19 protein-coding genes and 1 riboswitch are annotated in these 23,586 nt (G+C 63.3%); of the genes, 16 read left to right on the top strand and 3 right to left on the bottom strand.

The genetic code is table 11. The features are described from left to right. Positions 1–16 precede the first annotated feature (16 nt). From aroB to ugpQ, 7 genes are read left to right on the top strand one after another with little or no spacing between them, the layout of a single operon-like run. Positions 17–1,093, top strand: a complete 1,077-nt coding sequence (aroB, locus tag QCE49_RS11905; RefSeq protein WP_034473117.1) for a 3-dehydroquinate synthase — start codon at positions 17–19, stop codon at positions 1,091–1,093. Between the two features lie 44 nt (positions 1,094–1,137). Then, positions 1,138–2,358, top strand: a complete 1,221-nt coding sequence (locus QCE49_RS11900; RefSeq protein ID WP_034473118.1) for a deoxyguanosinetriphosphate triphosphohydrolase — start codon at positions 1,138–1,140, stop codon at positions 2,356–2,358. 29 nt (positions 2,359–2,387) lie between these two features. Further along, the gene (gene ugpB, locus QCE49_RS11895; protein ID WP_034473119.1) at positions 2,388–3,713 is read left to right on the top strand and encodes a sn-glycerol-3-phosphate ABC transporter substrate-binding protein UgpB; all 1,326 of its coding nucleotides are present in this window, start codon (positions 2,388–2,390) and stop codon (positions 3,711–3,713) included. Between the two features lie 49 nt (positions 3,714–3,762). After that, the gene (gene ugpA / locus QCE49_RS11890) at positions 3,763–4,647 is read left to right on the top strand and encodes a sn-glycerol-3-phosphate ABC transporter permease UgpA (RefSeq protein ID WP_008344088.1); all 885 of its coding nucleotides are present in this window, start codon (positions 3,763–3,765) and stop codon (positions 4,645–4,647) included. Continuing rightward, complete coding sequence (ugpE, locus tag QCE49_RS11885; protein ID WP_008344090.1) at positions 4,644–5,489, top strand: sn-glycerol-3-phosphate ABC transporter permease UgpE; 846 nt, start codon at positions 4,644–4,646, stop codon at positions 5,487–5,489. The genes ugpA and ugpE overlap by 4 nt, the downstream gene beginning before the upstream one ends. A gap of 3 nt (positions 5,490–5,492) precedes the next feature. After that, positions 5,493–6,578: a sn-glycerol-3-phosphate import ATP-binding protein UgpC gene (locus QCE49_RS11880; protein ID WP_008344091.1), complete on the top strand. Its 1,086-nt coding sequence runs from the start codon at positions 5,493–5,495 to the stop codon at positions 6,576–6,578. A gap of 13 nt (positions 6,579–6,591) precedes the next feature. Continuing rightward, on the top strand, positions 6,592–7,341 hold the full coding sequence (ugpQ, locus tag QCE49_RS11875) for a glycerophosphodiester phosphodiesterase (protein ID WP_250459030.1): 750 nt from the start codon (positions 6,592–6,594) through the stop codon (positions 7,339–7,341). A 10-nt stretch (positions 7,342–7,351) separates the two neighbouring features. Here the strand turns inward: ugpQ and QCE49_RS11870 are convergent, their stop codons facing one another. Then, on the bottom strand, positions 7,352–7,729 hold the full coding sequence (locus QCE49_RS11870) for a YqjD family protein (protein ID WP_033536968.1): 378 nt from the start codon (positions 7,727–7,729) through the stop codon (positions 7,352–7,354). 294 nt (positions 7,730–8,023) lie between these two features. Further along, a complete protein-coding gene (locus tag QCE49_RS11865) occupies positions 8,024–8,749 on the bottom strand; it encodes an OmpW family protein (protein WP_034473121.1) in 726 nt (241 codons plus the stop codon). Between the two features lie 206 nt (positions 8,750–8,955). Between QCE49_RS11865 and QCE49_RS11860 the strand changes: the two genes are divergently transcribed. The 3 genes from QCE49_RS11860 (at position 8,956) to QCE49_RS11850 (ending at position 16,232) form a co-directional block, all read left to right on the top strand. Continuing rightward, a complete protein-coding gene (locus tag QCE49_RS11860; protein ID WP_008344100.1) occupies positions 8,956–9,663 on the top strand; it encodes a transposase in 708 nt (235 codons plus the stop codon). A 330-nt stretch (positions 9,664–9,993) separates the two neighbouring features. After that, a complete protein-coding gene (locus tag QCE49_RS11855; RefSeq protein ID WP_250459028.1) occupies positions 9,994–14,697 on the top strand; it encodes a glutamate synthase-related protein in 4,704 nt (1,567 codons plus the stop codon). Between the two features lie 68 nt (positions 14,698–14,765). Continuing rightward, a complete protein-coding gene (locus tag QCE49_RS11850; protein ID WP_008344103.1) occupies positions 14,766–16,232 on the top strand; it encodes a glutamate synthase subunit beta in 1,467 nt (488 codons plus the stop codon). Positions 16,233–16,301: 69 nt separating this feature from the next. Here QCE49_RS11850 and QCE49_RS11845 read toward each other — a convergent pair whose 3' ends face one another. Further along, complete coding sequence (locus tag QCE49_RS11845; RefSeq protein ID WP_008344104.1) at positions 16,302–18,044, bottom strand: ABC transporter ATP-binding protein/permease; 1,743 nt, start codon at positions 18,042–18,044, stop codon at positions 16,302–16,304. A gap of 231 nt (positions 18,045–18,275) precedes the next feature. Continuing rightward, positions 18,276–18,400: riboswitch (TPP riboswitch) on the top strand. Positions 18,401–18,587: 187 nt separating this feature from the next. Here QCE49_RS11845 and QCE49_RS11840 point away from each other — a divergent pair. From QCE49_RS11840 to mlaE, 6 genes are all read left to right on the top strand, one after another. Continuing rightward, on the top strand, positions 18,588–19,730 hold the full coding sequence (locus tag QCE49_RS11840) for an FAD-dependent oxidoreductase (protein ID WP_250459027.1): 1,143 nt from the start codon (positions 18,588–18,590) through the stop codon (positions 19,728–19,730). A gap of 16 nt (positions 19,731–19,746) precedes the next feature. Beyond that, positions 19,747–19,944: a sulfur carrier protein ThiS gene (thiS, locus tag QCE49_RS11835; protein ID WP_175983054.1), complete on the top strand. Its 198-nt coding sequence runs from the start codon at positions 19,747–19,749 to the stop codon at positions 19,942–19,944. 23 nt (positions 19,945–19,967) lie between these two features. Continuing rightward, positions 19,968–20,774, top strand: a complete 807-nt coding sequence (locus QCE49_RS11830) for a thiazole synthase (RefSeq protein WP_008344109.1) — start codon at positions 19,968–19,970, stop codon at positions 20,772–20,774. Next, positions 20,771–21,844 (top strand): thiamine phosphate synthase, encoded by a 1,074-nt coding sequence (gene thiE, locus QCE49_RS11825; RefSeq protein WP_250459024.1) that lies wholly within the window; start codon positions 20,771–20,773, stop codon positions 21,842–21,844. The genes QCE49_RS11830 and thiE overlap by 4 nt, the downstream gene beginning before the upstream one ends. 97 nt (positions 21,845–21,941) lie before the next feature. Next, positions 21,942–22,757 (top strand): ABC transporter ATP-binding protein, encoded by an 816-nt coding sequence (locus QCE49_RS11820; RefSeq protein ID WP_008344112.1) that lies wholly within the window; start codon positions 21,942–21,944, stop codon positions 22,755–22,757. Further along, positions 22,754–23,521 carry a lipid asymmetry maintenance ABC transporter permease subunit MlaE gene (gene mlaE / locus QCE49_RS11815; RefSeq protein WP_008344114.1) on the top strand — a complete coding sequence of 256 codons (768 nt, stop codon included), beginning with the start codon at positions 22,754–22,756 and terminating at the stop codon, positions 23,519–23,521. Before QCE49_RS11820 ends, mlaE begins: the two co-directional genes overlap by 4 nt. Positions 23,522–23,586 lie beyond the last annotated feature (65 nt).

Genomic DNA, 23,586 nt, shown 5'->3' with positions numbered 1-23,586 from the left:
AGATCACATGTCCGCCATGATTACCGTCAACGTCGAACTGGGCGAGCGCGCCTATCCCATTCATATCGGTGCAGGGCTGATCGGCCGCACCGAGCTCTTTGCTCCGCACATCAAGGGCGCGTCCGTGGCGATCGTCACGAACTCGACCGTCGATCCGCTCTACGGCGAGCAGTTGCGCGCGGCTCTCGCGCCGCTCGGCAAGAAAGTCACGACCGTCGTGCTTCCGGACGGCGAAGCGCACAAGAACTGGGAAACGCTCAACACGATCTTCGACGCGCTCTTGACCGAGCGCGCCGACCGCAAGACGACGCTGATCGCGCTAGGCGGCGGCGTCGTCGGCGACATGACGGGCTTCGCGGCCGCATCGTACATGCGCGGCGTGCCGTTCATCCAGGTGCCGACCACGCTGCTCTCGCAAGTGGATTCGTCGGTGGGCGGCAAGACGGGCATCAATCATCCGCTCGGCAAGAACATGATCGGCGCGTTCTATCAGCCGCAAGCGGTAATCGCGGACATCGGCGCGCTGCACACCTTGCCGGAGCGCGAGCTGGCGGCGGGCATCGCGGAAGTCATCAAGACGGCCGCCATCGCGGACGCCGAATTCTTCGACTGGATCGAAAGCAATATCGACGCGCTGAATCGCCGCGACGACGACGCCCTCGCGCACGCGGTGAAGCGTTCGTGCGAGATCAAGGCGTCGGTGGTGGCATCCGACGAGCGCGAAGGCGGGCAGCGCGCGATTCTCAATTTCGGCCATACGTTCGGTCATGCGATCGAAGCCGGTCTCGGTTACGGCGAATGGCTGCACGGCGAGGCGGTCGGTTGCGGCATGGTGATGGCGGCGGATTTGTCCGTGCGCCTCGGCAGGCTCGACGAAGCCGCGCGCCAGCGTCTCGTGCGCGTGATCGAAGCGGCGAAGCTGCCGGTCACGGCGCCGAAGCTCGGCGACGACCGCTACGTCGATCTGATGAAAGTCGACAAAAAGGCCGAAGCCGGTGAAATCAAATTCATTTTGCTGACCCGCTTCGGCGCGACCGAGATCACGAGCGCGCCAGATCAGGCCGTGCGCGCGACGCTCGCAGCCAGCGTCTGATCCGCGCGAGCGGCGGCCAGAACCATGACGATGCGGAGCAGCCGGTGAGCGAAGAAGAGCATCAAGTTTTGCCGGGCGCGCCGTCGACGCTCGCGCTCGAAGCGCATCTCGCGGCGTACGCCGCGCACGCGTCGCAATCGCGCGGACGGCGTTTCGCCGAAGCGCCCCCGGCGGCGCGCACCGAGTTCCAGCGAGATCGCGACCGCATCGTGCATTCGACCGCGTTTCGGCGGCTCGAATACAAGACCCAGGTCTTCGTCAATCACGAAGGCGACCTGTTTCGCACGCGCCTCACGCACAGCCTCGAAGTCGCGCAGATCGCGCGTTCCGTCGCGCGCAATCTGCGGCTGAACGAGGATCTCGTCGAAGCCATTTCGCTCGCGCACGATCTCGGCCACACGCCGTTCGGTCACGCCGGACAGGACGCGCTGCACGACTGCATGCGCGATCACGGCGGCTTCGAGCACAACCTGCAAAGCCTCGCGGTGGTCGATCAGCTCGAAGAGCACTACGGCGCGTTCAACGGCCTGAACCTGTGCTTCGAGACGCGCGAAGGCATTCTCAAGCATTGCTCGCGCGAGAACGCGCGCAAGCTCGGCGATCTCGGCGAGCGCTTTCTCACGGGCAAGCAGCCTTCCCTCGAAGCGCAGATCGCCAATGTCGCCGATGAAATCGCGTACAACAATCACGATGTCGACGACGGCCTGCGCTCCGGCCTCATCACGCTCGAGCAGCTTTCCGAAGTGAGCCTCTGGCACACGCATTTCGACGCGGCGCGCGCGGAGTATCCGGACATCGAAGGGCGCAGGCTCATTCACGAAACCATCCGCCGCATCATCAATACGCTGATCGTCGATCTGATCGAGGCGACGAGCCGCAATCTCCAACGCGTCGCGCCGCAATCGCTCGACGACGTGCGCAACGCGCCCACGCTCGTCGCGCACAGCGATGAAGTCGCGGCACAGGCGGCGCAACTCAAGCGTTTCCTGTTCAAGAACCTGTACCGGCACTATCGCGTGATGCGTATGGCCAACAAGGCGAAGCGCGTCGTGACGGGCCTTTTCGAAGCCTTCTCCGACGATCCGCGTCTCTTGCCGCCCGCGTATCAGGCGCGCGGACCGGTGACGGAGGAATCGGCGAACGACGCGGCTTCGTCGAGCCACGACAGTTCGCAGGCGCGGCTCATCGCGCATTACATCGCCGGAATGACGGACCGTTACGCATTGAAGGAATATCAACGACTGTTTGTCATCGATAACAATTAACTTATAACGTTTCATACGGAGACTCATCGATGGTCCGCAAGCCCCTGTTTCGCCTGGTCACGACCGCTGCCGCCTTGACGTTCGGCGTCAGCACCGCCGCGCACGCCGCGACGGAAATCCAGTTCTGGCACGCGATGGAAGCCGCGCTCGGCGAGCGCGTGAACGACATCGCCAACGATTTCAACAAGTCTCAGAGCGATTACAAGATCGTCCCGGTGTTCAAGGGCACGTATGACCAGGCGCTCGCAGCGGGCATCGCGGCGTATCGCAGCGGCAATGCGCCCGCGATCCTGCAAGTCTACGAAGTCGGCACCGCGACGATGATGCAGGCGAAAAAGGCCGTCATCCCGGTCTCCGACGTGTTCAAGCAGGCCGGCGTGCCGCTCGACGAAAAGGCGTTCGTGCCGACCATCGCCGGTTACTACAGCGACGCGAAGACCGGCCATCTCATCTCGATGCCGTTCAACAGCTCGACGCCCGTTCTCTACTACAACAAGGACGCGTTCAAGAAGGCCGGCCTCGATCCGAACCAGCCGCCGAAAACCTGGGCCGATGTCGAAGCCGACGCGAAGAAGCTGAAGGCCGCGGGTTATTCGTGCGGATATTCGTCGGGCTGGCAGAGCTGGATTCAGCTCGAGAACTACAGCGCGTGGCACGCCGCGCCGTTCGCGACGAAGAACAACGGCTTCGACGGCCTCGATGCGAAGCTCGAATTCAACAAGCCGCTGCAGGTCGCGCACATCCAGTTCCTGCAAAACATGGCGAAGGAAGGCACGTTCACGTATGTCGGCCGCAAGGACGAGCCGGTGTCGAAGTTCTATAGCGGCGATTGCGGGATCATCACGAATTCGTCGGGTTCGCGCGCGACCATCGCGAAATTCGCGAAGTTCGATTACGGCGTCGGCATGATGCCGTACGACGCGAATGTGAAGGGCGCGCCGCAGAACGCGATCATCGGCGGCGCGAGTCTGTGGGTTCTGGCGGGCAAGGATCCGGCCGTCTATAAGGGCGTCGCCAAGTTCCTCGCGTATCTCGCGACGCCGGAAGTGGCGGCGAAGTGGCATCAGGACACGGGCTATCTGCCGGTCACGCAGGCCGCGTACGAGCTCACGCAAAAGCAGGGCTTCTACGACAAGAATCCCGGCGCGGACATCGCGATCAAGCAGATGCTGAACAAGCCGCCGCTCGCGTACACGAAGGGCCTGCGCCTCGGCAACATGCCTCAGATCCGCACGATCGTCGACGAAGAGCTCGAGCAAGTTTGGGCCGAGAAGAAGACGCCGCAACAGGCGCTGGACGCGTCGGTGCAACGCGGCGACGAACTGCTGCGCCGCTTCGAGAAGGCGGGCAATTAAGGTCACGCGCCCGCGTGTAGAAGCGCGGGCGCTTCCGGGAAATCAAAGCATGGAAAAGCGCTCTCGTTTCGATACGAGCGTCTTGCCGTATCTGCTCGTCGCGCCACAACTCGCGATCACCGCGCTGTTCTTTCTCTGGCCCGCGGGCGAAGCCCTCTGGCAGGCCACGCAAAGCCAGGATGCGTTCGGCACGTCGAGCGAGTTCGTCGGCCTGCAGAACTTCAAACAACTGTTCGCCGATCCGCTCTACCTGTCGTCGTTCAACACGACGATGATCTTCTGCGCGCTCGTCACCGTGTCGGGCCTCGTGATCTCGCTTCTGCTCGCCGCGTGCGCCGATCGCGTGACGCGCGGCGCGAAGGCGTATCAGACGCTGCTCATCTGGCCGTATGCGGTCGCGCCCGCGATCGCCGCCGTGCTGTGGTCGTTCCTGTTCAATCCGAGCATCGGGCTCGTGACGTATGCGCTGGCGAAGCAGGGCGTCATCTGGAATCACGCGTTGAACGGCACGCAGGCCATGTTCCTCGTCGTGCTCGCGTCGGTGTGGAAGCAGGTCAGCTACAACTTCCTGTTCTTCTATGCGGGTCTTCAGGCGATCCCGAAATCGCTGATCGAAGCCGCCGCCATCGACGGGGCCGGTCCCGTGCGCCGCTTCTTCGGCATCGCGCTGCCGCTCCTGTCGCCGACGTCGTTCTTTCTGCTCGTCGTGAATCTCGTCTACGCGTTCTTCGATACGTTCCCCGTCATCGACGCCGCGACCGGCGGCGGTCCCGCGCAATCGACCAAGACGCTCATCTACAAGATCTTCGCGGAAGGCTTCCAGGGACTCGACATCGGCAGTTCGGGCGCGCAGTCGGTCGTGCTGATGGTGATCGTCGTCGTGCTCACCGTGGTCCAGTTCCGCTTCGTCGAACGCAGGGTGCAATACTCATGATCGAAAACCGTCGCGGCTTCGATATCTTCTGTCACGCGGTGCTGTTGCTCGGCGTCGCGCTGATCGTGTTTCCTGTGTACGTCGCGTTCTGCGCGGCCACGATGAATTCGAAGGAAGTGTTCAGCGTGCCGCTCTCGCTCGTGCCGAGCACGCATCTGTTCGAGAACATCGCGTATATCTGGGCGCACGGCAGCGGCAACGCGGCCGCTCCCTTCGGACGCATGCTGGCGAACAGTCTCGTGATGGCGCTGGTCATCTCCATCGGCAAGATCGCGGTGTCGATCGTGTCCGCCTATGCAATCGTCTTCTTCCGCTTTCCGCTGAAGAACCTCGCGTTCTGGCTCATCTTCATCACGCTGATGCTTCCCGTCGAAGTGCGTATCTTCCCGACGGTGCAAGTCGTTTCGTCGATGCATCTGTCGAACACGTATGCGGGATTGACGCTGCCGCTGATCGCCTCCGCAACGGCTACGTTCCTCTTCCGGCAGTTCTTCATGACGCTGCCCGACGAACTAATGGAAGCGGCGCGCATCGACGGCGCGGGGCCGCTGCGTTTCTTCTGGGACGTTGTGCTGCCGCTTTCGAAGACCAACATCGCGGCGCTTTTCGTCATCACGTTCATCTACGGCTGGAATCAATATCTCTGGCCGATTCTCATCACCAACGAAGTGTCGCTGCAGACGGCGGTGGTCGGCATCAAGAGCATGATCGCGTCCGGCGACACAGCGACCGAATGGCACTACGTGATGACCGCGACGCTGCTCGCGATGCTGCCGCCGCTCGCGGTCGTCCTGACGATGCAGCGCTGGTTCGTGCGCGGACTCGTCGATTCCGAGAAATAAAACATGGCTGCATTGAATCTAAAAAGCGTCAAGAAAACATACGACGGCTCGAACTACGTACTGCACGGCATCGACGCCGCGATCGAGGACGGCGAATTCGTCGTGATGGTGGGGCCGTCGGGCTGCGGAAAGTCGACTTTGCTTCGCATGGTCGCGGGGCTCGAAAGCGTGTCCGAAGGCGCGATCGAAATCGGCGGCAAGGTCGTGAACAAGCTGGAGCCGAAGGATCGCGACATCGCGATGGTTTTTCAGAACTACGCACTTTATCCGCACATGAGCGTCGCGCAGAATATGGCGTACGCGCTGAAGATCGGCGGCGCGGACAAGAAGACCATCGAGTCGCGCGTCGCGAATGCCGCGCGTATCCTCGAACTCGAACATCTGCTCGAACGCAAGCCGCGCGAATTGTCGGGTGGTCAGCGGCAGCGCGTTGCAATGGGCCGCGCGATTGTCCGCGAGCCGGCGGTGTTCTTGTTCGACGAACCGTTGTCGAATCTCGACGCCAAACTGCGCGTGCAGATGCGCCTCGAAATTCAGCGGCTGCACGCGCGTCTCGCGACCACGAGCCTTTACGTTACGCACGATCAGATCGAAGCCATGACGCTCGCGCAGCGCGTCATCGTGATGAACAAGGGTCACGCGGAGCAGATCGGCGCGCCGACCGAAGTGTACGAACGCCCGGCAACCGTATTCGTGGCGAGCTTCATCGGATCGCCGGCGATGAATCTGCTCGAAGGACGTCTGTCCGAAGACGGATCGACTTTCGAGATCGCGGGCGGCGGTCCGAAGCTGCCGGTCGCGGGCGCGAATGGCGTGACGAGCGCGATGCACGGGCGCGAGTGGATCGTGGGCATTCGTCCCGAGCACATGACGCCCGGAAACGAGAACGCGCCAAGCGCCACGCTCGATGTGGATTCGGCTGAACTGCTTGGCGCGGACAATCTCGCGCACGGCAAGTGGGGCAAGCACGACGTCGCAGCGCGCTTGCCGCATGAGCATCGCCCGCAGCGTGGCGAGCGGTTGAGCGTATCGTTGCCCGCGCGGCATCTGCATTTTTTCGATCCGGCAACGCGACTGCGCGCGAACTAAAGGAGGCGATGCGATGAGAACCTGGCCTTATCCCGCGATCGTCGCGCATCGCGGCGGCGGCAAACTCGCGCCGGAGAACACGCTCGAAGCAATCGACGTGGGCGCGCGCTTCGGCCACAAGATGATCGAGTTCGACGCGAAGCTTTCTGCTGACGACATCGTCTTCCTGCTGCACGACGACGCGGTCGATCGAACGTCGAACGGACGCGGCGCGGCAAAAGCGATGACCTACGCGCAGTTGCGCGCGCTCGATGCAGGCACCTGGTTCGGCGCCGAATTCGCAAACGCGCGTATGCCGACGCTCGCCCAAGTGCACGAGCGATGCGTGAAGCATGGGCTTGCGGTGAACATCGAGATCAAGCCGAGTCAGGGGCGCGACGTGGAAACAGGCGTGCTCGTCGCGCGTGAGGCGGCGCACTTGTGGGCAGACGCTGAAGTTGCGCCGCTGATGTCGTCGTTCTCATATGCGGCGCTGGAAGCCGCACGCGACGTCGCGCCGAATCTTCCGCGAGGGATGCTTTACGAGCGCCTTCCCGTGAACTGGCGCGCGCAAACTTCAGCGTTATCGTGTGTGTCGCTGCACGCGAACCATCGCACGCTCGATGAAGCGCTCGTCGCGCAGATCAAGGATGCCGGCTTGCGCATTCTCGCCTACACGGTGAACGATCCGGCGCGCGCGCGGTTGCTCGCGCAATGGGGCGTCGATGCGATCTGCACGGATCGCATCGACATTATTGGCGCGGATTTTCTGGAGGCGTCGTAGGGTTGAAATGTCAGCGAACGCGAGCGAGCAGCACGCCCGCAACCAGCGCCAGCCCGCCAACCAATGCAATGGTTTGCCAGGGCTTTTCGTGAAGGAAGGCGTCGGCGTCTTCGAACGCTGCGCCCGCGCGCTCGCGAAGCGCCGCGTGCGTGTCGTTCAGACGTGCGCGCGCGCTGACGAGCCGGTCGCTGATCTGCGCGCGTAGCGCAGCCGCATCGGCCGACGTGCCTTCGGCCAGGGTGTTTTCGAGTTCGCTGAGAAGGGTGCGCAGTTCGGAGCCGATATCCTCGGCTGCTTCGCGGCCATGCCGTGCCATGCGTCGTGCGCGGCGGCTCGTCGTGGTCCAGGAATCTCCGATGGCGTCTCGCGTATTAGGCAGTGCGTTCATAGATCGCTCCGTCGATGGATGAGTCGTGGATAGCCCGCGCGAGGTGGCGGGGAAACTTATCATGCAGCAAATTCGATGCCGATGCTTCGACGTTGCGCAAAGCTTCGGTAAGCGCGACCGCGAAACACATTCCGCGCGCAATCGCGCGTAAGAACTGCAAGCAAACCGTTTTTACGAAGGTCACATTTACAAGGGCGATGCAAAAAGTAACGCCGGCATATGTGAATCATGCCGGCGTTATCTCTCTTTTTATGGCGCTTATATCGTCGTTACATGCTCGTGAGCAGTCTCACTTCAGAATCGATAGCCCACTCGCAAATATGTGACGATCGGGTTCAGCGTGATTTTCGCCTGCGATTGAACGTTGAGCGTGCCGACAGGCGTTTGAGCCTGCGTGTTCAACTTCGCGGTGGCCTTCAACGGAATGAACGACACGGAAAATCCGGCGAACCAGTGCTCCGTGAAATTGTAGGTTGCGCCGACATTAAACACGGGCGCCCACGAACTATCCGTGTCGACGGTGGTCGGACCATGCAGGACCGAGCCTTCGAATTGCTGATTCGTGATCTGCGCGTCGGTGAACCAGGTGCGCGTCACGCCAAGACCCACGAACGGACGGAACTTCGCCGTGGGAGCATTGAAGAAGTATTTGAATAGCAGCGTCGGGCTCCACTGCTTCGCGCTGCCGAGCTTTCCGTACTGGGACAAGGTGCCCTTGCCTTCGAGATCGAACGTGGGCGGCACGCCCATTTCGAGTTCGGCGGCAATGTGGTCGGTCGCGAAGTAGCCCAACGTGAAGCCGGCGGTGTCGGCGCTCGAAATGCCTGCGCCTGTGCCGGGAACGTCGATATTGACCGGAGATCCGCCTACACTTGTTTCTTTGAGCGGACCACTACTGTCTTGCGGGGCGAAGTGAAACCAGCCTGCTGTTGCATAGAAGGATCCAGCAGATTGCGCATGTGCCGCGGTGGACACACACGCTAATGCCGCGATCCCCGTGATGACTTGTTTTATTTTCAATTTGTGCTCCTCCGAAAAAGCACGCTCATTATGAACACAAGATTTCACATTAACCATAGCGGTGCCGTAGAGCATTCTCCCTAGGGCAAAGAGCGGCTTTGGGGTCTGGTTGCACGGCAATTGCATGTGTTTTGTCCACGCTGCCGCAACGGCTCCAAAAGGTCCCCGAACGGGGTAACACAAACGCGACCAACGGAAAATCCAGAATGGCACGGCTTGCACGACTCTACGTTCCCGAACAGCCGCAGCATGTCATCCTGCGTGGTCTCGACCAGCAACCCGCCTTCGTCGACGACCAGGACTACGAGCTCTTCATCGACTGCTTGAGGACTGCTTCACGTGATCATCACCTCTCTATCCACGCCTATGCGCTGATGCCGCAGGCGGTACATCTGCTCGTCACGCCGCGCGACGAATCCAGTCTGCCCAAAGCGATGCAAGCGGTGGGACGTCGTTACGTGGCGCACTTCAATCGCCGATACATGCGACGCGGCACGCTCTGGGAAGGCCGCTATCGCGCGACGGTCATCGAGGGCGAACGATACTTTCTGCTCGCCACGCGCGTCGTAGAAATGGCGCCCGTGCGCGCGCAACTGGTCGCGGCGCCGCAGGACTACAAATGGTCCAGCTTCCGTCATCACATCGGGCTCACGCTCGATAGCCTCATCACCGACCATCCGCTGTTCTGGTCACTCGGCAATACGCCGTTCGAACGCCAGCACGCCTACAAGGAACTGTGCGAGCAACCGCCCGATGAGCGCGAGGCCAACCGTCTCCTGCAAGCGACACTTAAAGGCTGGGTGCTCGGCAGCGATGCCTATCGGGAATGGGCGTCGCATGCTGCCAACCGCCGGGTGTCGCCGCTGCCGCGCGGACGTCCGCGCAAGATTCGCGAAACTCCACAGACTCAATAACGGCCTTCACGGGCGTTCCTGAAGCAAAAAACGAAACGGCGTCTCGAATTTTCCGAGTCTCGCCGTTTCTTTTTGACTGTCAGTGATGCGGCCCCAATATGTTGGGGCACATTTGCACCATATCGATAATCGGTGTCAGATCATCAAGTTTTATTTGCCATCGCTTTGATTCGTCGCGTATATTTCGATTTCCGGCAATTGCCGCGGTGCAGCGTGCCGCGCACGACCGTGCTTCGTGACACATCAAGTTGAAAGAAACCGTCGCAAGCGACAAGAAAATGGTTCAACGGCCGAGTCGATTCGGCCCCTCACAGTAGAGACGGTGTCCCCATGAACGATCATCAGCAGCCGGCAGCCGGTTCGCTTCCCGCCGCGCAGGGCATGTACGACCCTGCGAACGAACACGACGCGTGCGGCGTCGGTTTCGTCGCCCATATCAAGGGAAAAAAGAGCCACGAGATCATTCAGCAGGGTCTCAAGATTCTTGAGAATCTCGATCACCGCGGCGCGGTCGGCGCCGATCCGCTTATGGGCGACGGCGCCGGCATCCTCATTCAGGTGCCGGACGGCTTCTATCGCGAAGAAATGGCCAAGCAAGGCGTGACCTTGCCGCCTGCTGGCGAATACGGCGTCGGCATGATCTTCCTGCCGAAGGAGCATGCATCGCGTCTGGCATGCGAGCAGGAACTGGAGCGCACGGTCAAGGCCGAGGGCCAAGTCGTGCTCGGCTGGCGCGACGTGCCGGTCGATTCGACCATGCCGATTTCGCCGACCGTGAAGGCGAGCGAGCCGCTGATCCGCCAGATTTTCATCGGGCGCGGCAAGGACATCGTCGTGACGGACGCGCTCGAGCGCAAGCTGTACATCATCCGCAAGACGGCGAGCCATCGCATCCAGGCGTTGAAGCTCAAGCACGGCAAGGAATACTTCGTGCCGTCGATGTCGTCGCGCACGGTCGTCTACAAGGGTCTGCTGCTGGCCGGCCAGGTCGGCGTGTATTACCGCGATCTGCAGGACGAGCGCGTCGTGTCGGCGCTCGCGCTCGTGCACCAGCGCTTCTCGACGAACACGTTCCCCGCGTGGGAACTCGCGCACCCGTATCGCATGATCGCGCACAACGGTGAAATCAACACCGTGAAGGGCAACGTCAACTGGCTGAACGCGCGCACCGGCGCGATCGCGTCGTACGTGCTCGGCGACGATCTGCCGAAGCTCTGGCCGCTGATCTATCCGGGCCAGTCCGACACGGCTTCGTTCGACAACTGTCTCGAACTGCTCGTGATGGCCGGCTACCCGCTCGTCCACGCAATGATGATGATGATCCCGGAAGCGTGGGAACAGCACACGCTGATGGACGACAACCGCCGCGCGTTCTACGAATACCACGCCGCGATGATGGAACCGTGGGACGGCCCCGCCGCCATCGCGTTCACGGACGGCCGCCAGATCGGCGCGACGTTGGACCGTAACGGCCTGCGTCCGGCGCGCTATCTCGTCACCGACGACGATCTCGTGATCCTCGCGTCGGAATCCGGCGTGCTGCCTATTCCCGAGTCGAAGATCGTCAAGAAGTGGCGTCTGCAGCCGGGCAAGATGTTCCTGATCGACATGGAGCAGGGCCGCATCATCGAGGACAAGGAGCTGAAGGACAACCTGTCCAACGCGAAGCCGTACAAGAGCTGGATCGACGCGGTTCGCATCAAGCTCGACGAGATCGAGCCGAAGGCGGAAGACGTCGAAACGCAGCGCCGCGAAGCCGCCGCACTGCTGGACCGTCAGCAGGCGTTCGGCTACACGCAGGAAGACCTCAAGTTCCTGATGGCGCCGATGGCGCAATCGGGCGAAGAGGCCGTCGGCTCGATGGGCAACGACTCGCCGCTCGCGGTCATGTCCAACAAGAACAAGACGCTCTACAACTACTTCAAGCAGCTGTTCGCGCAGGTGACGAACCCGCCGATCGACCCGATCCGCGAAAACCTCGTCATGTCGCTCAACTCGTTCATCGGCCCGAAACCGAACCTGCTCGACACGACGAACATCAACCCGACGATGCGCCTCGAAGTGTCGCAGCCCGTGCTCGACTTCAAGGACATCGCGAAGATCCGCGCGATCGACAAGTACACCGGCGGCAAATTCAGCTCGTATGAGCTGAACATCTGCTATCCGGTGGCGTGGGGCAAGGAAGGCATCGAGGCGCGTATCGCGTCGCTGTGCGCGGAAGCCGTGGATGCCGTGCGCTCCGGCTACAACATCCTGATCGTGTCCGACCGCAAGATGGACCGCGACAACGTCGCGATCCCGGCGCTGCTCGCCACCTCCGCGATTCACTCGCATCTCGTCGCGCACGGTCTGCGCACGAGCACGGGTCTCGTCGTGGAAACGGGCTCGGCGCGCGAAACGCATCACTTCGCGCTGCTCGCGGGCTACGGCGCGGAAGCCGTTCACCCGTACCTCGCGCTGGAAACGCTCGCCAACATGGCCGAAGGCCTGAAGGGCGATCTGTCGGCGGACAAGGTCATCTACAACTTCACGAAGGCGGTCGGCAAGGGCCTGTTGAAGGTCATGTCGAAGATGGGCATTTCGACGTACATGTCCTACACCGGCGCGCAGATTTTCGAAGGCGTCGGCCTGTCGTCGGAACTCGTCGAGAAGTATTTCAAGGGCACGGCGACGAAGGTCGGCGGCATCGGCATCTTCGAAGTGGCGGAAGAAGCGATTCATCTGCATCGCGAAGCGTTCGGCGACAACCCGGTCCTCGCGAACATGCTCGACGCGGGCGGCGAATATGCGTATCGCGTGCGCGGCGAAGAGCACATGTGGACGCCGGATGCGATCGCCAAGCTGCAGCACTCGGCGCGCAGCAACTCGTATCAGACGTACAAGGAATACGCCCACATCATCAACGACCAGACGAAGCGTCACATGACGTTCCGCGGTCTGTTCGAGTTCAAGGTGTCGCCGTCGAAGGCGATTCCGCTCGATGAAGTCGAATCGGCGAAGGAAATCGTCAAGCGCTTTGCGACGGGCGCGATGTCGCTCGGCTCGATCAGCACGGAAGCGCACGCCACGCTCGCCGTCGCGATGAACCGCATCGGCGGCAAGTCGAACACGGGCGAAGGCGGCGAGGACGAAACGCGTTATCGCAACGAACTGCGCGGCATTCCGATCAAGAACGGCGACACGCTGCAATCGATCATCGGCAAGGAAGTCGTCACCGACATCCCGCTGAAGGAAGGCGATTCGCTGCGCTCGAAGATCAAGCAGGTCGCGTCGGGACGTTTCGGCGTGACGGCGGAGTATCTGTCGTCGGCGGACCAGATCCAGATCAAGATGGCGCAGGGCGCGAAGCCGGGCGAAGGCGGTCAGCTGCCGGGCCACAAGGTGTCCGAATACATCGGCAAGCTGCGTTATTCGGTGCCGGGCGTCGGCCTCATTTCGCCGCCGCCCCACCACGACATCTATTCGATCGAAGACCTCGCGCAACTCATTCACGATCTGAAGAACGTGAATTCGTCGTCGAGCATTTCGGTGAAGCTGGTGTCGGAGGTCGGTGTCGGCACGGTGGCCGCGGGCGTTGCGAAGGCGAAGGCGGATCACGTCGTGATCGCGGGACATGACGGTGGCACGGGCGCATCGCCGCTGTCGTCGCTCAAGCACGCGGGCACGCCGTGGGAACTCGGCCTCGCCGAAACGCAGCAGACGCTGGTGCTGAACCGTCTGCGCGGGCGCATTCGCGTGCAGGCCGACGGTCAGATGAAAACCGGCCGCGACGTCGTGATCGGCGCGCTGCTCGGCGCGGACGAATTCGGCTTCGCGACGGCGCCGCTCGTCGTCGAAGGCTGCATCATGATGCGCAAGTGCCATCTGAACACGTGCCCGGTCGGCGTCGCGACGCAGGACCCGGTGCTGCGCGCGAAGTTCTCGGGCCAGCCGGAACACGTCGTCAACTTCTTCTTCTTCGTTGCGGAAGAAGTGCGCGAAATCATGGCGCAGTTCGGTATCCGCAAGTTCGACGACCTGATCGGCCGCGTCGATCTGCTCGACATGAAGAAGGGCATCGAGCACTGGAAGGCTAAGGGCCTCGACTTCTCGCGCATCTTCTATCAGGTGCCGGTGGGCGAAGACGTCGCGCGCAAGCACGTCGACGTGCAGGATCACGGTCTCGACAAGGCGCTCGATCACGTGCTGATCGAGAAGTCGAAGGCGGCGATCGAGAAGGGCGAGCATGTGTCGTTCATCCAGCCGGTGCGCAACGTGAATCGCACGGTCGGCGCGATGCTGTCCGGCCTCATCGCGAAGACGCACGGTCACGACGGCCTGCCCGACGACTCGATTCACATCCAGTTGAAGGGCACGGCGGGCCAGAGCTTTGGCGCGTTTCTCGCGAAGGGCGTGACGCTGGATCTCGTCGGCGACGGCAACGACTACGTCGGCAAGGGCCTGTCGGGCGGGCGCATCATCATTCGCCCGACCAACGACTTCCGCGGCAAGTCCGAGGAAAACATCATCTGCGGCAACACGGTGATGTACGGCGCGATCGAAGGCGAATCGTATTTCCGCGGCGTCGCGGGCGAGCGCTTCTGCGTGCGCAACTCGGGTGCGACGGCGGTCGTCGAAGGCACGGGCGATCACGGCTGCGAATACATGACGGGCGGCACGGTGGTCGTGCTCGGCGAGACGGGCCGCAACTTCGCGGCGGGCATGTCGGGCGGCATCGCGTTCGTGTACGACCCGGAAGGCGCGTTCGCTGGCAAGTGCAACAAGTCGATGGTCGCGCTCGATCCGGTGCTGCAGCAGGCCGAACAGGAGCGCACGGTGGATCGCACGCTGTGGCACGCCGGCAAGACCGACGAAGCGCTGGTCAAGGGGCTGATCGAGCGTCACTTCCAGTTCACCGGCTCGCCGCGCGCGAAGTCGCTGCTGGAAAACTGGGATTCGGCTCGCCGTCAGTTCGTCAAGGTGTTCCCGACCGAGTACCGTCGCGCGCTCACCGAAATGGGCGCGAAGAAGGGCAAGGAAGCGGTCGCGGCTTAAGCCTCGTTCAATCAGACAGACGCGCGCTCCGGGAGCGCGCGCGATCCTCACCAAATACAGAGAAAGAAATGGGCAAGGCAACCGGTTTTCTCGAGTTCGAACGCCGCCACGAGGCGTACGAAGCTCCGCTTACCCGCGTCAAGCATTACAAGGAATTCGTCGCCGCGCTGACCGATGAAGACGCGAAGGTTCAAGGCGCGCGCTGCATGGACTGCGGCATTCCGTTCTGCAACAACGGCTGCCCGGTCAACAACATCATTCCGGACTTCAACGATCTCGTGTTCCAGCAGGACTGGAAGAGCGCGATCAACGTGCTGCATTCGACCAACAACTTCCCGGAATTCACGGGCCGCATCTGCCCGGCGCCGTGCGAAGCGGCGTGCACATTGGGCATCAACGACGATCCGGTCGGCATCAAGTCGATCGAGCACGCGATCATCGACAAGGCTTTCGCCGAAGGCTGGGTCGTGCCGCAACCGCCGAAGCACAAGACGGGCAAGAAGGTCGCCGTCGTCGGTTCGGGGCCCGCGGGTCTCGCGGCCGCGCAGCAACTCGGACGCGCGGGCCATGAAGTCGTCGTGTTCGAGAAGAACGATCGCATCGGCGGTCTGCTGCGTTACGGCATCCCCGATTTCAAGCTGGAGAAGTGGCTGATCGATCGCCGCATGCGTCAGATGGAGGCGGAAGGCGTGTCGTTCCGCACGAACGTGTTCATCGGCAAGGATGCGCTGCCGGAATACATCGCGAATACGGCGAAGGAAACCATCACGCCCGACGAGCTGAAGGAACAGTTCGACGCGGTCGTGATCGCGGGCGGCTCGGAAACGCCGCGCGATCTGCCGGTGCCGGGGCGCGAGCTCGAAGGTATCTACTACGCGATGGAATTCCTGCCGCAGCAGAACAAGGTCAACGCGGGCGACAAGCTGCCGGATCAACTGCTCGCGAAGGGCAAGCATGTCGTCGTGATCGGCGGCGGCGATACGGGTTCGGATTGTGTGGGCACGTCGAATCGTCATGGCGCGAAGAGCGTGACGCAGTTCGAACTGCTCGCGCAGCCGCCCGAGGAAGAGAACAAGCCGCTCGTGTGGCCGTACTGGCCGATCAAGCTGCGTACGTCGTCGTCGCATGAAGAAGGTTGCGAGCGCGACTGGTCGGTTGCGACGAAGCGCTTCGAAGGCAAGAACGGCAAGGTCGAGAAGCTGATCGCCGTGCGCGTCGAGTGGAAGGGCGGCAAGATGCAGGAAGTGCCGGGTTCCGAGTTCGAGATGAAGGCCGATCTCGTGCTGCTCGCGATGGGCTTCACGCAGCCGGTGTCGCCGGTGCTGGATGCGTTCGGCGTCGAGAAGGATGCGCGCGGCAACGTGCGCGCCGCGACCGAAGGCGACAAGGCGTATTACACGTCGGTCGATAAAGTCTTCACCGCCGGCGATATGCGTCGCGGGCAGTCGCTGGTCGTCTGGGCGATTCGCGAAGGACGTCAGTGCGCACGATCGGTGGATGCGTATCTGATGGGATCGAGCGAGTTGCCGCGGTAAGCGTCGCTCGACGCTTCATGCAAAAAGGCCACGCGATTGCGTGGCCTTTTGCTTTTGAGCGCGGACGGGTCAAACCTCCGCCATCGCCCTCTCGATCTCGATCTTGTAATCATGGAACATCGCGACCGACTCGCGATGCGCCACGCTCACAATCGCCGCCTTCGGCAGCCGCTCGACCAGCATGTTGTAGATATGCAGCTCGTTCTCGGCGTCGAGCGCGCTCGTGGCTTCGTCGAGGAACACGAAGTCCGGCTTGTGCAACAGCACGCGCGCGGCAGCAAGCCGTTGCTGCTCGCCCGGCGACAGACTCCGCGCCCAATGCGCGCTTTCCTCCAGCCGATCCGCATACGCCTCGAGATTGCACAGACGCAGCGCGTCGCGCGACTCTTCATCACTGAACGTTCCGCCCGCCGACGGATACGAAAGCGCCGCGCGCAACGTGCCGATCGGCAGATAACTCATCTGCGGGACGAACATCATCTTCGCGTCGACGGGCGCGTCGATCGTGCCGTCGCCGAACGGCCAAAGACCCGCGAGCGCGCGCATCAACGTGCTCTTGCCCGAGCCCGATGGACCGACGACCAGCCAGCGCGAACCCGGCTCGATCGACACGTTCGCCACGCGCGAAAGCGGCGTGCCGTTGGGCAGCGCGAGCATGAGCCCGTTCGTCGTGAGCGACGGCGTGCTCGTGTAGTGCAGGTTGATGCCGCCGCGCTCCGTCGCCGGCGACGTTTCTTCGCGGATATGCGTCGAGCGCATCACGCGCTTGAATTCGCGCAGACGATTCACGGTCGCGCGCCATTCGACCAACGTCGAATAACTGTTGATGAACCACGAAAACGAATCGCTGACCGTGCCGAACGCCGATGAAATCTGCATCAGCACGCCGAACGAAAACGCGCCCGCGAAGTAGCGCGGCGCGGCGACCATGATCGGGAAAATGATCGCGATCTGCCCGTAGAACGACAGCACGAAGGTCATGCGCTTCGTGTACTTCATGATCATCCACCAGTTGTCGCGAATGCGCTGGAAGATGGTCTTTGCGTTCGCCGTTTCGGTCGCGATGCCGTCATAAAACGCAATCTGTTCGGCGTTCTCGCGCACGCGGATCAGGCCGAAACGGAAATCGGCCTCGACCTTCTGCTGCTGATAGTTGATCGACACGAGCGGATGCCCGACCTTCTGGATGATCAGCGAGCCGAGAATCGCGTAGAGCGCGGCGGCCCAGACCATATAGCCCGGAATCGTGATCGGCGTGCCGCCGAGCGAGAAGGTCAGCGCGCCCGCGATGGTCCAGAGAATCGTGATGAAAGTGACGAGCGTGACGAGCGTCGAAAGCAGATCGAGCGAGAGCGAAAGCGTGGTGGTGGCGAAGGATTGCAGGTCGTCGGAAATACGCTGGTCGGGGTTGTCGGCGAGGCGGTCGCGCTCGATGCGGTAGAACGCCTTGTCACCGAGCCATTGTTCCAGAAAGCGGTTGGTGAGCCATTGACGCCAGCGAAACGCGAGCATCTGCCGCAGATATCGACCGTACACCGCGAGCAGGATGTACGCGAACGCGAGGCCCGTGAAGATCAGCAGCAGATGCGGAAAGTCCTTGACGTTCTTGTTCTGCAGCGCGTTGTAGAAGTCGGCGTTCCAGCTGTTGAGCCGGACGTTGATCCACACAACGGTCATGTTGATCGCGATGATCGCGACGAGAAGGCCCCACGCGAAGCCGCGCTCCTCCGACACCCAGTAGGGCTTGATGAGGCTCCACGCCGAGACTTCGTCGGCCTTCTGCTGCGTGCTTTCGGTATGGGTGTTGGTCATGAGCTTCCTGCTGATGCGCCTCGTGGCGCCCGATTGTTACGTCCGCGGCCGGGCCGCGCGCGGCGTTTTCCGGCTCCGCAGATTGTTCCGGGGTTCGCTTAACGCTCACTTAATTTCGGGCGATCGTCCTGCGAACCATGTTCGCGGCATTGTGCCAGAGTGCCGCCGCGCACGATAAAAGGCGGGGAATCCCGGTTTGCAGCGCCTTTGCCTTTCATGTTTTAATGACCCTCGACGAAACAGGGGTGCTTCGCGTGCATCGGCGGCCGGAACGGTCGGCAGCGCGGCGAGGCTGAGAGAGACCCTTTGCACCCGATCCGGGTAATACCGGCGAGGGAAGTTTCCGGAGACCGCGCGAGCCTCGCGCCATTCCTCCAGTCTCTTCCAGTCCTTTCTTCGCGCCCGGCGCGCTTCATGCGCTGCCGAGCCGGTCTCTCCCGCTGATTTCGTCCTCGTGATGTGGCGCCGCGCCAGCACGATCGGGATCGCGTCTTTCGTCTCCATCGTGCAGCGCAGCGTTACGCGTATGGAGACATCGAATTGATGAACAGAATCGATCAGGGCGCCGCGCGCCGGCCGGATTTCGCCGTCGTCGGCGGCGGGCTCGTCGGACGGCTCGTCGCCTGGCAACTCGCGGGCGCGGGCCACGACGTCGCGCTTTACGAACGCGGCGACGCCGCCGGCACGCAGTCGGCCGCGTGGGTCGCCGCCGCCATGCTCGCGCCGCTCGCGGAAGCGGCGAGCGCGGAGCCGCTCGTCGTCGGGCTGGGGGCGGCATCGCTCGAACGCTGGCCTGAACTCATCGCGCAATTGCCCGAGCCGGTTTTCTTTCAGCGCAACGGCACGCTCGTCGTCTGGCACGGCGCGGATCGCGCCGAAGCGCCGCTCTTCGAACGCCGTCTCAAGGCCAATTCGCCCGCCGATCTGCTCGACGGCGGCTTCGTCAAGCTCGCGGGCGCGCAAGTCGCGCAAGCCGAACCGGCGCTCGGAACGCGCTTCGCGCAGGGCTGGCTGCTGCCGAACGAAGGCCAACTCGACAACCGTCAGGCGCTTGGCGCGCTCGCCGCCGGACTTGCCGCGCGCGGCGTGCGTACGCACTGGAACACCGCCGTCGATGCGATGCCCGACGCGCGCTGGATCATCGATTGCCGCGGCCTCGGCGGCAAGCCCGCGTGGCCCGCGCTGCGCGGCATTCGCGGCGAAGTCGCGCGCGTGCACGCGCCGGGCATCGGGCTGACGCGGCCGGTGCGGCTCTTGCATCCGCGCTATCCGCTCTACATCGCGCCGAAGGAGAACGATCTCTACGTGATCGGCGCGACGGAAGTCGAGGGCGAGGACATGTCGCCCGTGAGCGTACGTTCGGCGCTCGAGCTGCTGAGCGCCGCGTTCGCGGTGCATCCGGGTTTCGGCGAGGCGCGCATCCTCGAACTGAACTCGCATTGCCGGCCGACCTTGCCGGATCACCGGCCGGCGATCGTCTGGGACGGGGCGCGGACCTTGCGCGTGAACGGCTTGTACCGGCACGGCTTCATGATCGCGCCCGAAGTCGCGGATGCCGCGTGCCGTCTCGCCGACGCGCTCGCTTCCGGCGATATCGCCGATGCCGAGGCCTTCTCCGATTTCCGCAGCGCCGCGCGCTGGCCCGAACTGCTGCACGGCGAGTTCGCGGTTGCGCCAGCGCTCTAGTCATCAGGAAACAACCATGAACATCCACATCAATCAGCGCGTCTTCGATTTGCCCGACGCCACCACCGTCACCGACGCGCTCGCCGCGTTCGGCGCGAAACCGCCGTTCGCGGTCGCGCTGAACGGCCAGTTCGTCGCGCGCGGCGAACACGCCACGAAAACGCTCGTCGCCGGCGACAAGCTCGACGTCGTGTCGCCCGTCGCGGGCGGCTGAACTCCGAACCGAAGGATCGAACCATGACCATTTCCACCGCCGACGTCCTCACGCTCTACGGCGAGACGTTTCCGAGCCGCGTGCTGCTCGGCACGTCGCGTTATCCGTCGCTGCAATCGCTTTCCGACTCCATCGACGCCGCTCGGCCGGGCATGGTCACGGTCGCGCTGCGCCGTCAGTCGGAGACCGGGGAAGCCGGCTTCTTCGATGTGCTCAAGCGCCACGGCGTCGCGCTTTTGCCGAACACGGCGGGCTGCCAGAGCGTCGACGAGGTGCTCACGACCGCGCACATGGCGCGCGAGGTGTTCGAGACGCCGTGGATCAAACTGGAATTGATCGGCGACGACTACACGCTGCAGCCCGATCCGATCGGCCTCGTCGAAGCGGCGGCCAAGCTGATCCGCGATGGCTTCAAGGTGCTGCCTTACTGCACGGAAGATCTCGTCATCGGCCGGCGTCTGCTCGATGCCGGCTGCGAAGCGCTGATGCCGTGGGGCGCGCCCATCGGCACGGGCAAGGGCGTGACGAATCCATACGGGCTGCGCACCTTGCGCGAGCGTCTGCCGGATGTGCCGCTGATCGTCGATGCCGGTCTCGGCGTGCCGTCGCATGCGTGTCAGGTGATGGAATGGGGCTTCGATGGCGTGCTGCTCAACACGGCCGTCTCGCAGGCAACCTTCCCGCCGCAGATGGCGCGCGCGTTCGCGCTCGGCGTCGAAGCGGGGCGCACCGCGTTCCTCGCGGGCCCCATGGCCGAGCGCGACAGCGCGCAGGCGAGCACGCCGGTCGTCGGCATGCCGTTCTGGCATCAGGACGGAGGCGCGGCATGAGCTTGTTGAATCGTGAAGTGTTCTGGCCGCCGGCGGACGAGCTGACTGAAGTCGCCGAGCGGATTCGCGCGCGTCTCGGCGAATGGCCGACGGCGGAAACGCGCTGGCGCATCTGCCTGACCGCGCCGGAATCGCCGCAGGCGAGCGACATCATCGTGTTCAACGAGCCGCACGATGTGGCCGCGAACGGCGCCGCGGCAATCCTCGAAGCGCATGGCGATCGCGTCACGCTGCGTCGTGGCGACGAGCGTTTCGCGCTCGAAGGCGAATGGTCGGATGATTGGCTGTCCGCGCTCGCCGCTTTCCTCGACTGCAATTTCGAGCCGCACGACGCGCTGACGCTCGCGCTCGCCTGGCGCGCGGGCGATGAGAACAAGGACGACGCGTGGCCCGTCGAATTCGCGACGTTTCCGCGTGTCGCCGATCTGCCCGCCGCGCCCGAAGGCGGATTCCCGGCGTGCCCCGATCGGCTCGGCCTGTATCCGGTGCTGCCGAGCGCCGACTGGGTCGAGCGCGTGCTCGATCTCGGCGTCCGCACGACGCAACTGCGCCGCAAAACCGCCGACGCCGCCGACTTGCAGCGCGAAATCTCGCGCTCGGTCGAGGCGGGACGTCGGCATGACGCACAGGTTTTCATCAACGATCATTGGCGCGAGGCGATTGCGGCGGGCGCGTACGGCGTGCACCTCGGACAGGAAGACGTGCAGACGGCCGACCTGAACACGATTGCAAGAGCCGGCGTGCGGCTCGGTCTGTCGACGCACGGCTATTACGAGATGTTGCGCGCGCTGCACTTCAAGCCGAGCTACCTTGCGCTCGGCGCCGTCTTCCCGACCACGACGAAAGTCATGCCGACCAAGCCGCAAGGGTTGGCGCGCCTGTCGCGCTACGTGCAACTGCTGTCGGGCCGGGTGCCGCTTGTCGCCATTGGTGGAATCGACGCCAAGGCGATGCCGGGCGTGCTGGAAACCGGCGTGCGCAGCGCGGCGGTCGTGCGCGCGGTCACCGAGGCACCGGACACAGCCGCGGCGGTTTTGTCACTGCAAAAAATGTTCGCAGGTCAACGGTGAAAAGTCCCAAAAGCAAGGGGATACACGCCTAGGCAAAGCACCGATTGCGCGCAGGCCCTATAATTCGGCCTCTTGCGCCAACGGAATCTCTTACCCAGTGCCTGCTTTCTCCGAGACTCTGCTAGAGCTACGCGACGTCGACTTCGGCTACGGCGACCGGCTCGTCCTGTCGAACCTGAACATGCGATTCACGCGTGGGCAGGTGGTCGCGGTCATGGGCGGCTCAGGCTGCGGCAAAACCACGACCTTGCGTCTGGTCGGCGGTCTCGTGAAGGCGAGTCGCGGCAAAGTCATGTTCGACGGACAGGACGTCGGCGCCCAGACGCGCGACGGTCTGTACGCGCTGCGCCGGAAGATGGGCATGCTGTTCCAGTTCGGCGCGTTGTTCACCGACCAGACGGTGTTCGAGAACGTCGCGTTCCCGCTGCGCGAACACACGGACCTTCCGGAAGCGCTGATCCGCGATCTCGTGCTGATGAAGCTGAACGCGGTCGGCCTGCGCGGCGCGCGCGATCTCGCGCCGTCGGAGATTTCGGGCGGCATGGCGCGCCGCGTGGCGCTCGCCCGCGCAATCGCGCTCGATCCCCAGTTGATGATGTACGACGAGCCGTTCGCCGGCCTCGATCCCATTTCGCTCGGCATCACGGCGCAACTCATCCGCACGATCAACGACGCGCTCGGCGCAACGTCCATTCTCGTTACGCACGACGTACCGGAATCCTTCGCGATCGCGGACTACGTGTATTTCATCGCGAACGGCGGCATTCACGCCGAAGGCACGCCGGCGCAACTGCGCGCATCGCAGGATCCGACCGTGCGCCAGTTCATCGACGGCACGCCCGACGGCCCATTCAAGTTCCACTATGCGAGCACGCCGCTCGCCGCAGATTTCGGCATCGGAGGGCAGGCATGATCAGCGCGCTCGGACGCTGGGTGCTCGACGGTTTCGGCACCGCAGGCTACGCAACGCGCATGTTCCTGCGCCTCGTGGTCGAATTTTTTCCGCTGTTGCGCCGCCCGCGCCTCGTCACGAAACAGATCCACTTCGTCGGCAATTATTCGCTCGTCATCATCGCGGTGTCGGGTTTGTTCGTCGGCTTCGTGCTCGGCTTGCAGGGCTATTACACGCTGAGCCGCTACGGTTCGGAACAGGCGCTCGGGCTTCTGGTGGCGCTCTCGCTCGTGCGCGAGCTCGGGCCGGTCGTCACGGCGCTACTGTTCGCGGGGCGCGCGGGCACGTCGCTGACCGCCGAAATCGGCTTGATGAAAGCCGGCGAGCAACTCACCGCAATGGAAATGATGGCGGTCGATCCGCTCAAGGTGGTCGTCGCGCCGCGCATGTGGGCGGGCATCGTCGCCATGCCGGTGCTGGCGGCCATTTTCAGCGCGGTCGGCATCATCGGCGGCTATGTCGTCGGCGTGATGCTGATCGGCGTCGATCCGGGCGCGTTCTGGTCGCAGATGCAAGGCGGCGTGGACGTGTGGCGCGATGTCGGGAACGGCGTCATCAAGAGCATCGTGTTCGGCTTCGCGGTGACGTTCATCGCGTTGTTCCAGGGCTACGAAGCACGGCCAACGCCCGAAGGCGTGTCGCGCGCGACGACGAAAACGGTCGTATATGCGTCGCTCGCCGTGCTCGGGCTCGATTTCCTGCTCACCGCACTGATGTTCAGCTAATGAACCAAGCGCAGGCGCCGCACGAGGCGCAGGCGTTGTGAAGGGCACAGACCGTCACGCGCCAT

The sequence above is a fragment of the Caballeronia sp. LZ008 genome (genome assembly GCF_031451435.1).
Lineage (GTDB): Bacteria > Pseudomonadota > Gammaproteobacteria > Burkholderiales > Burkholderiaceae > Caballeronia > Caballeronia zhejiangensis.
This window is presented reverse-complemented; position numbering and strand designations above follow the sequence as displayed.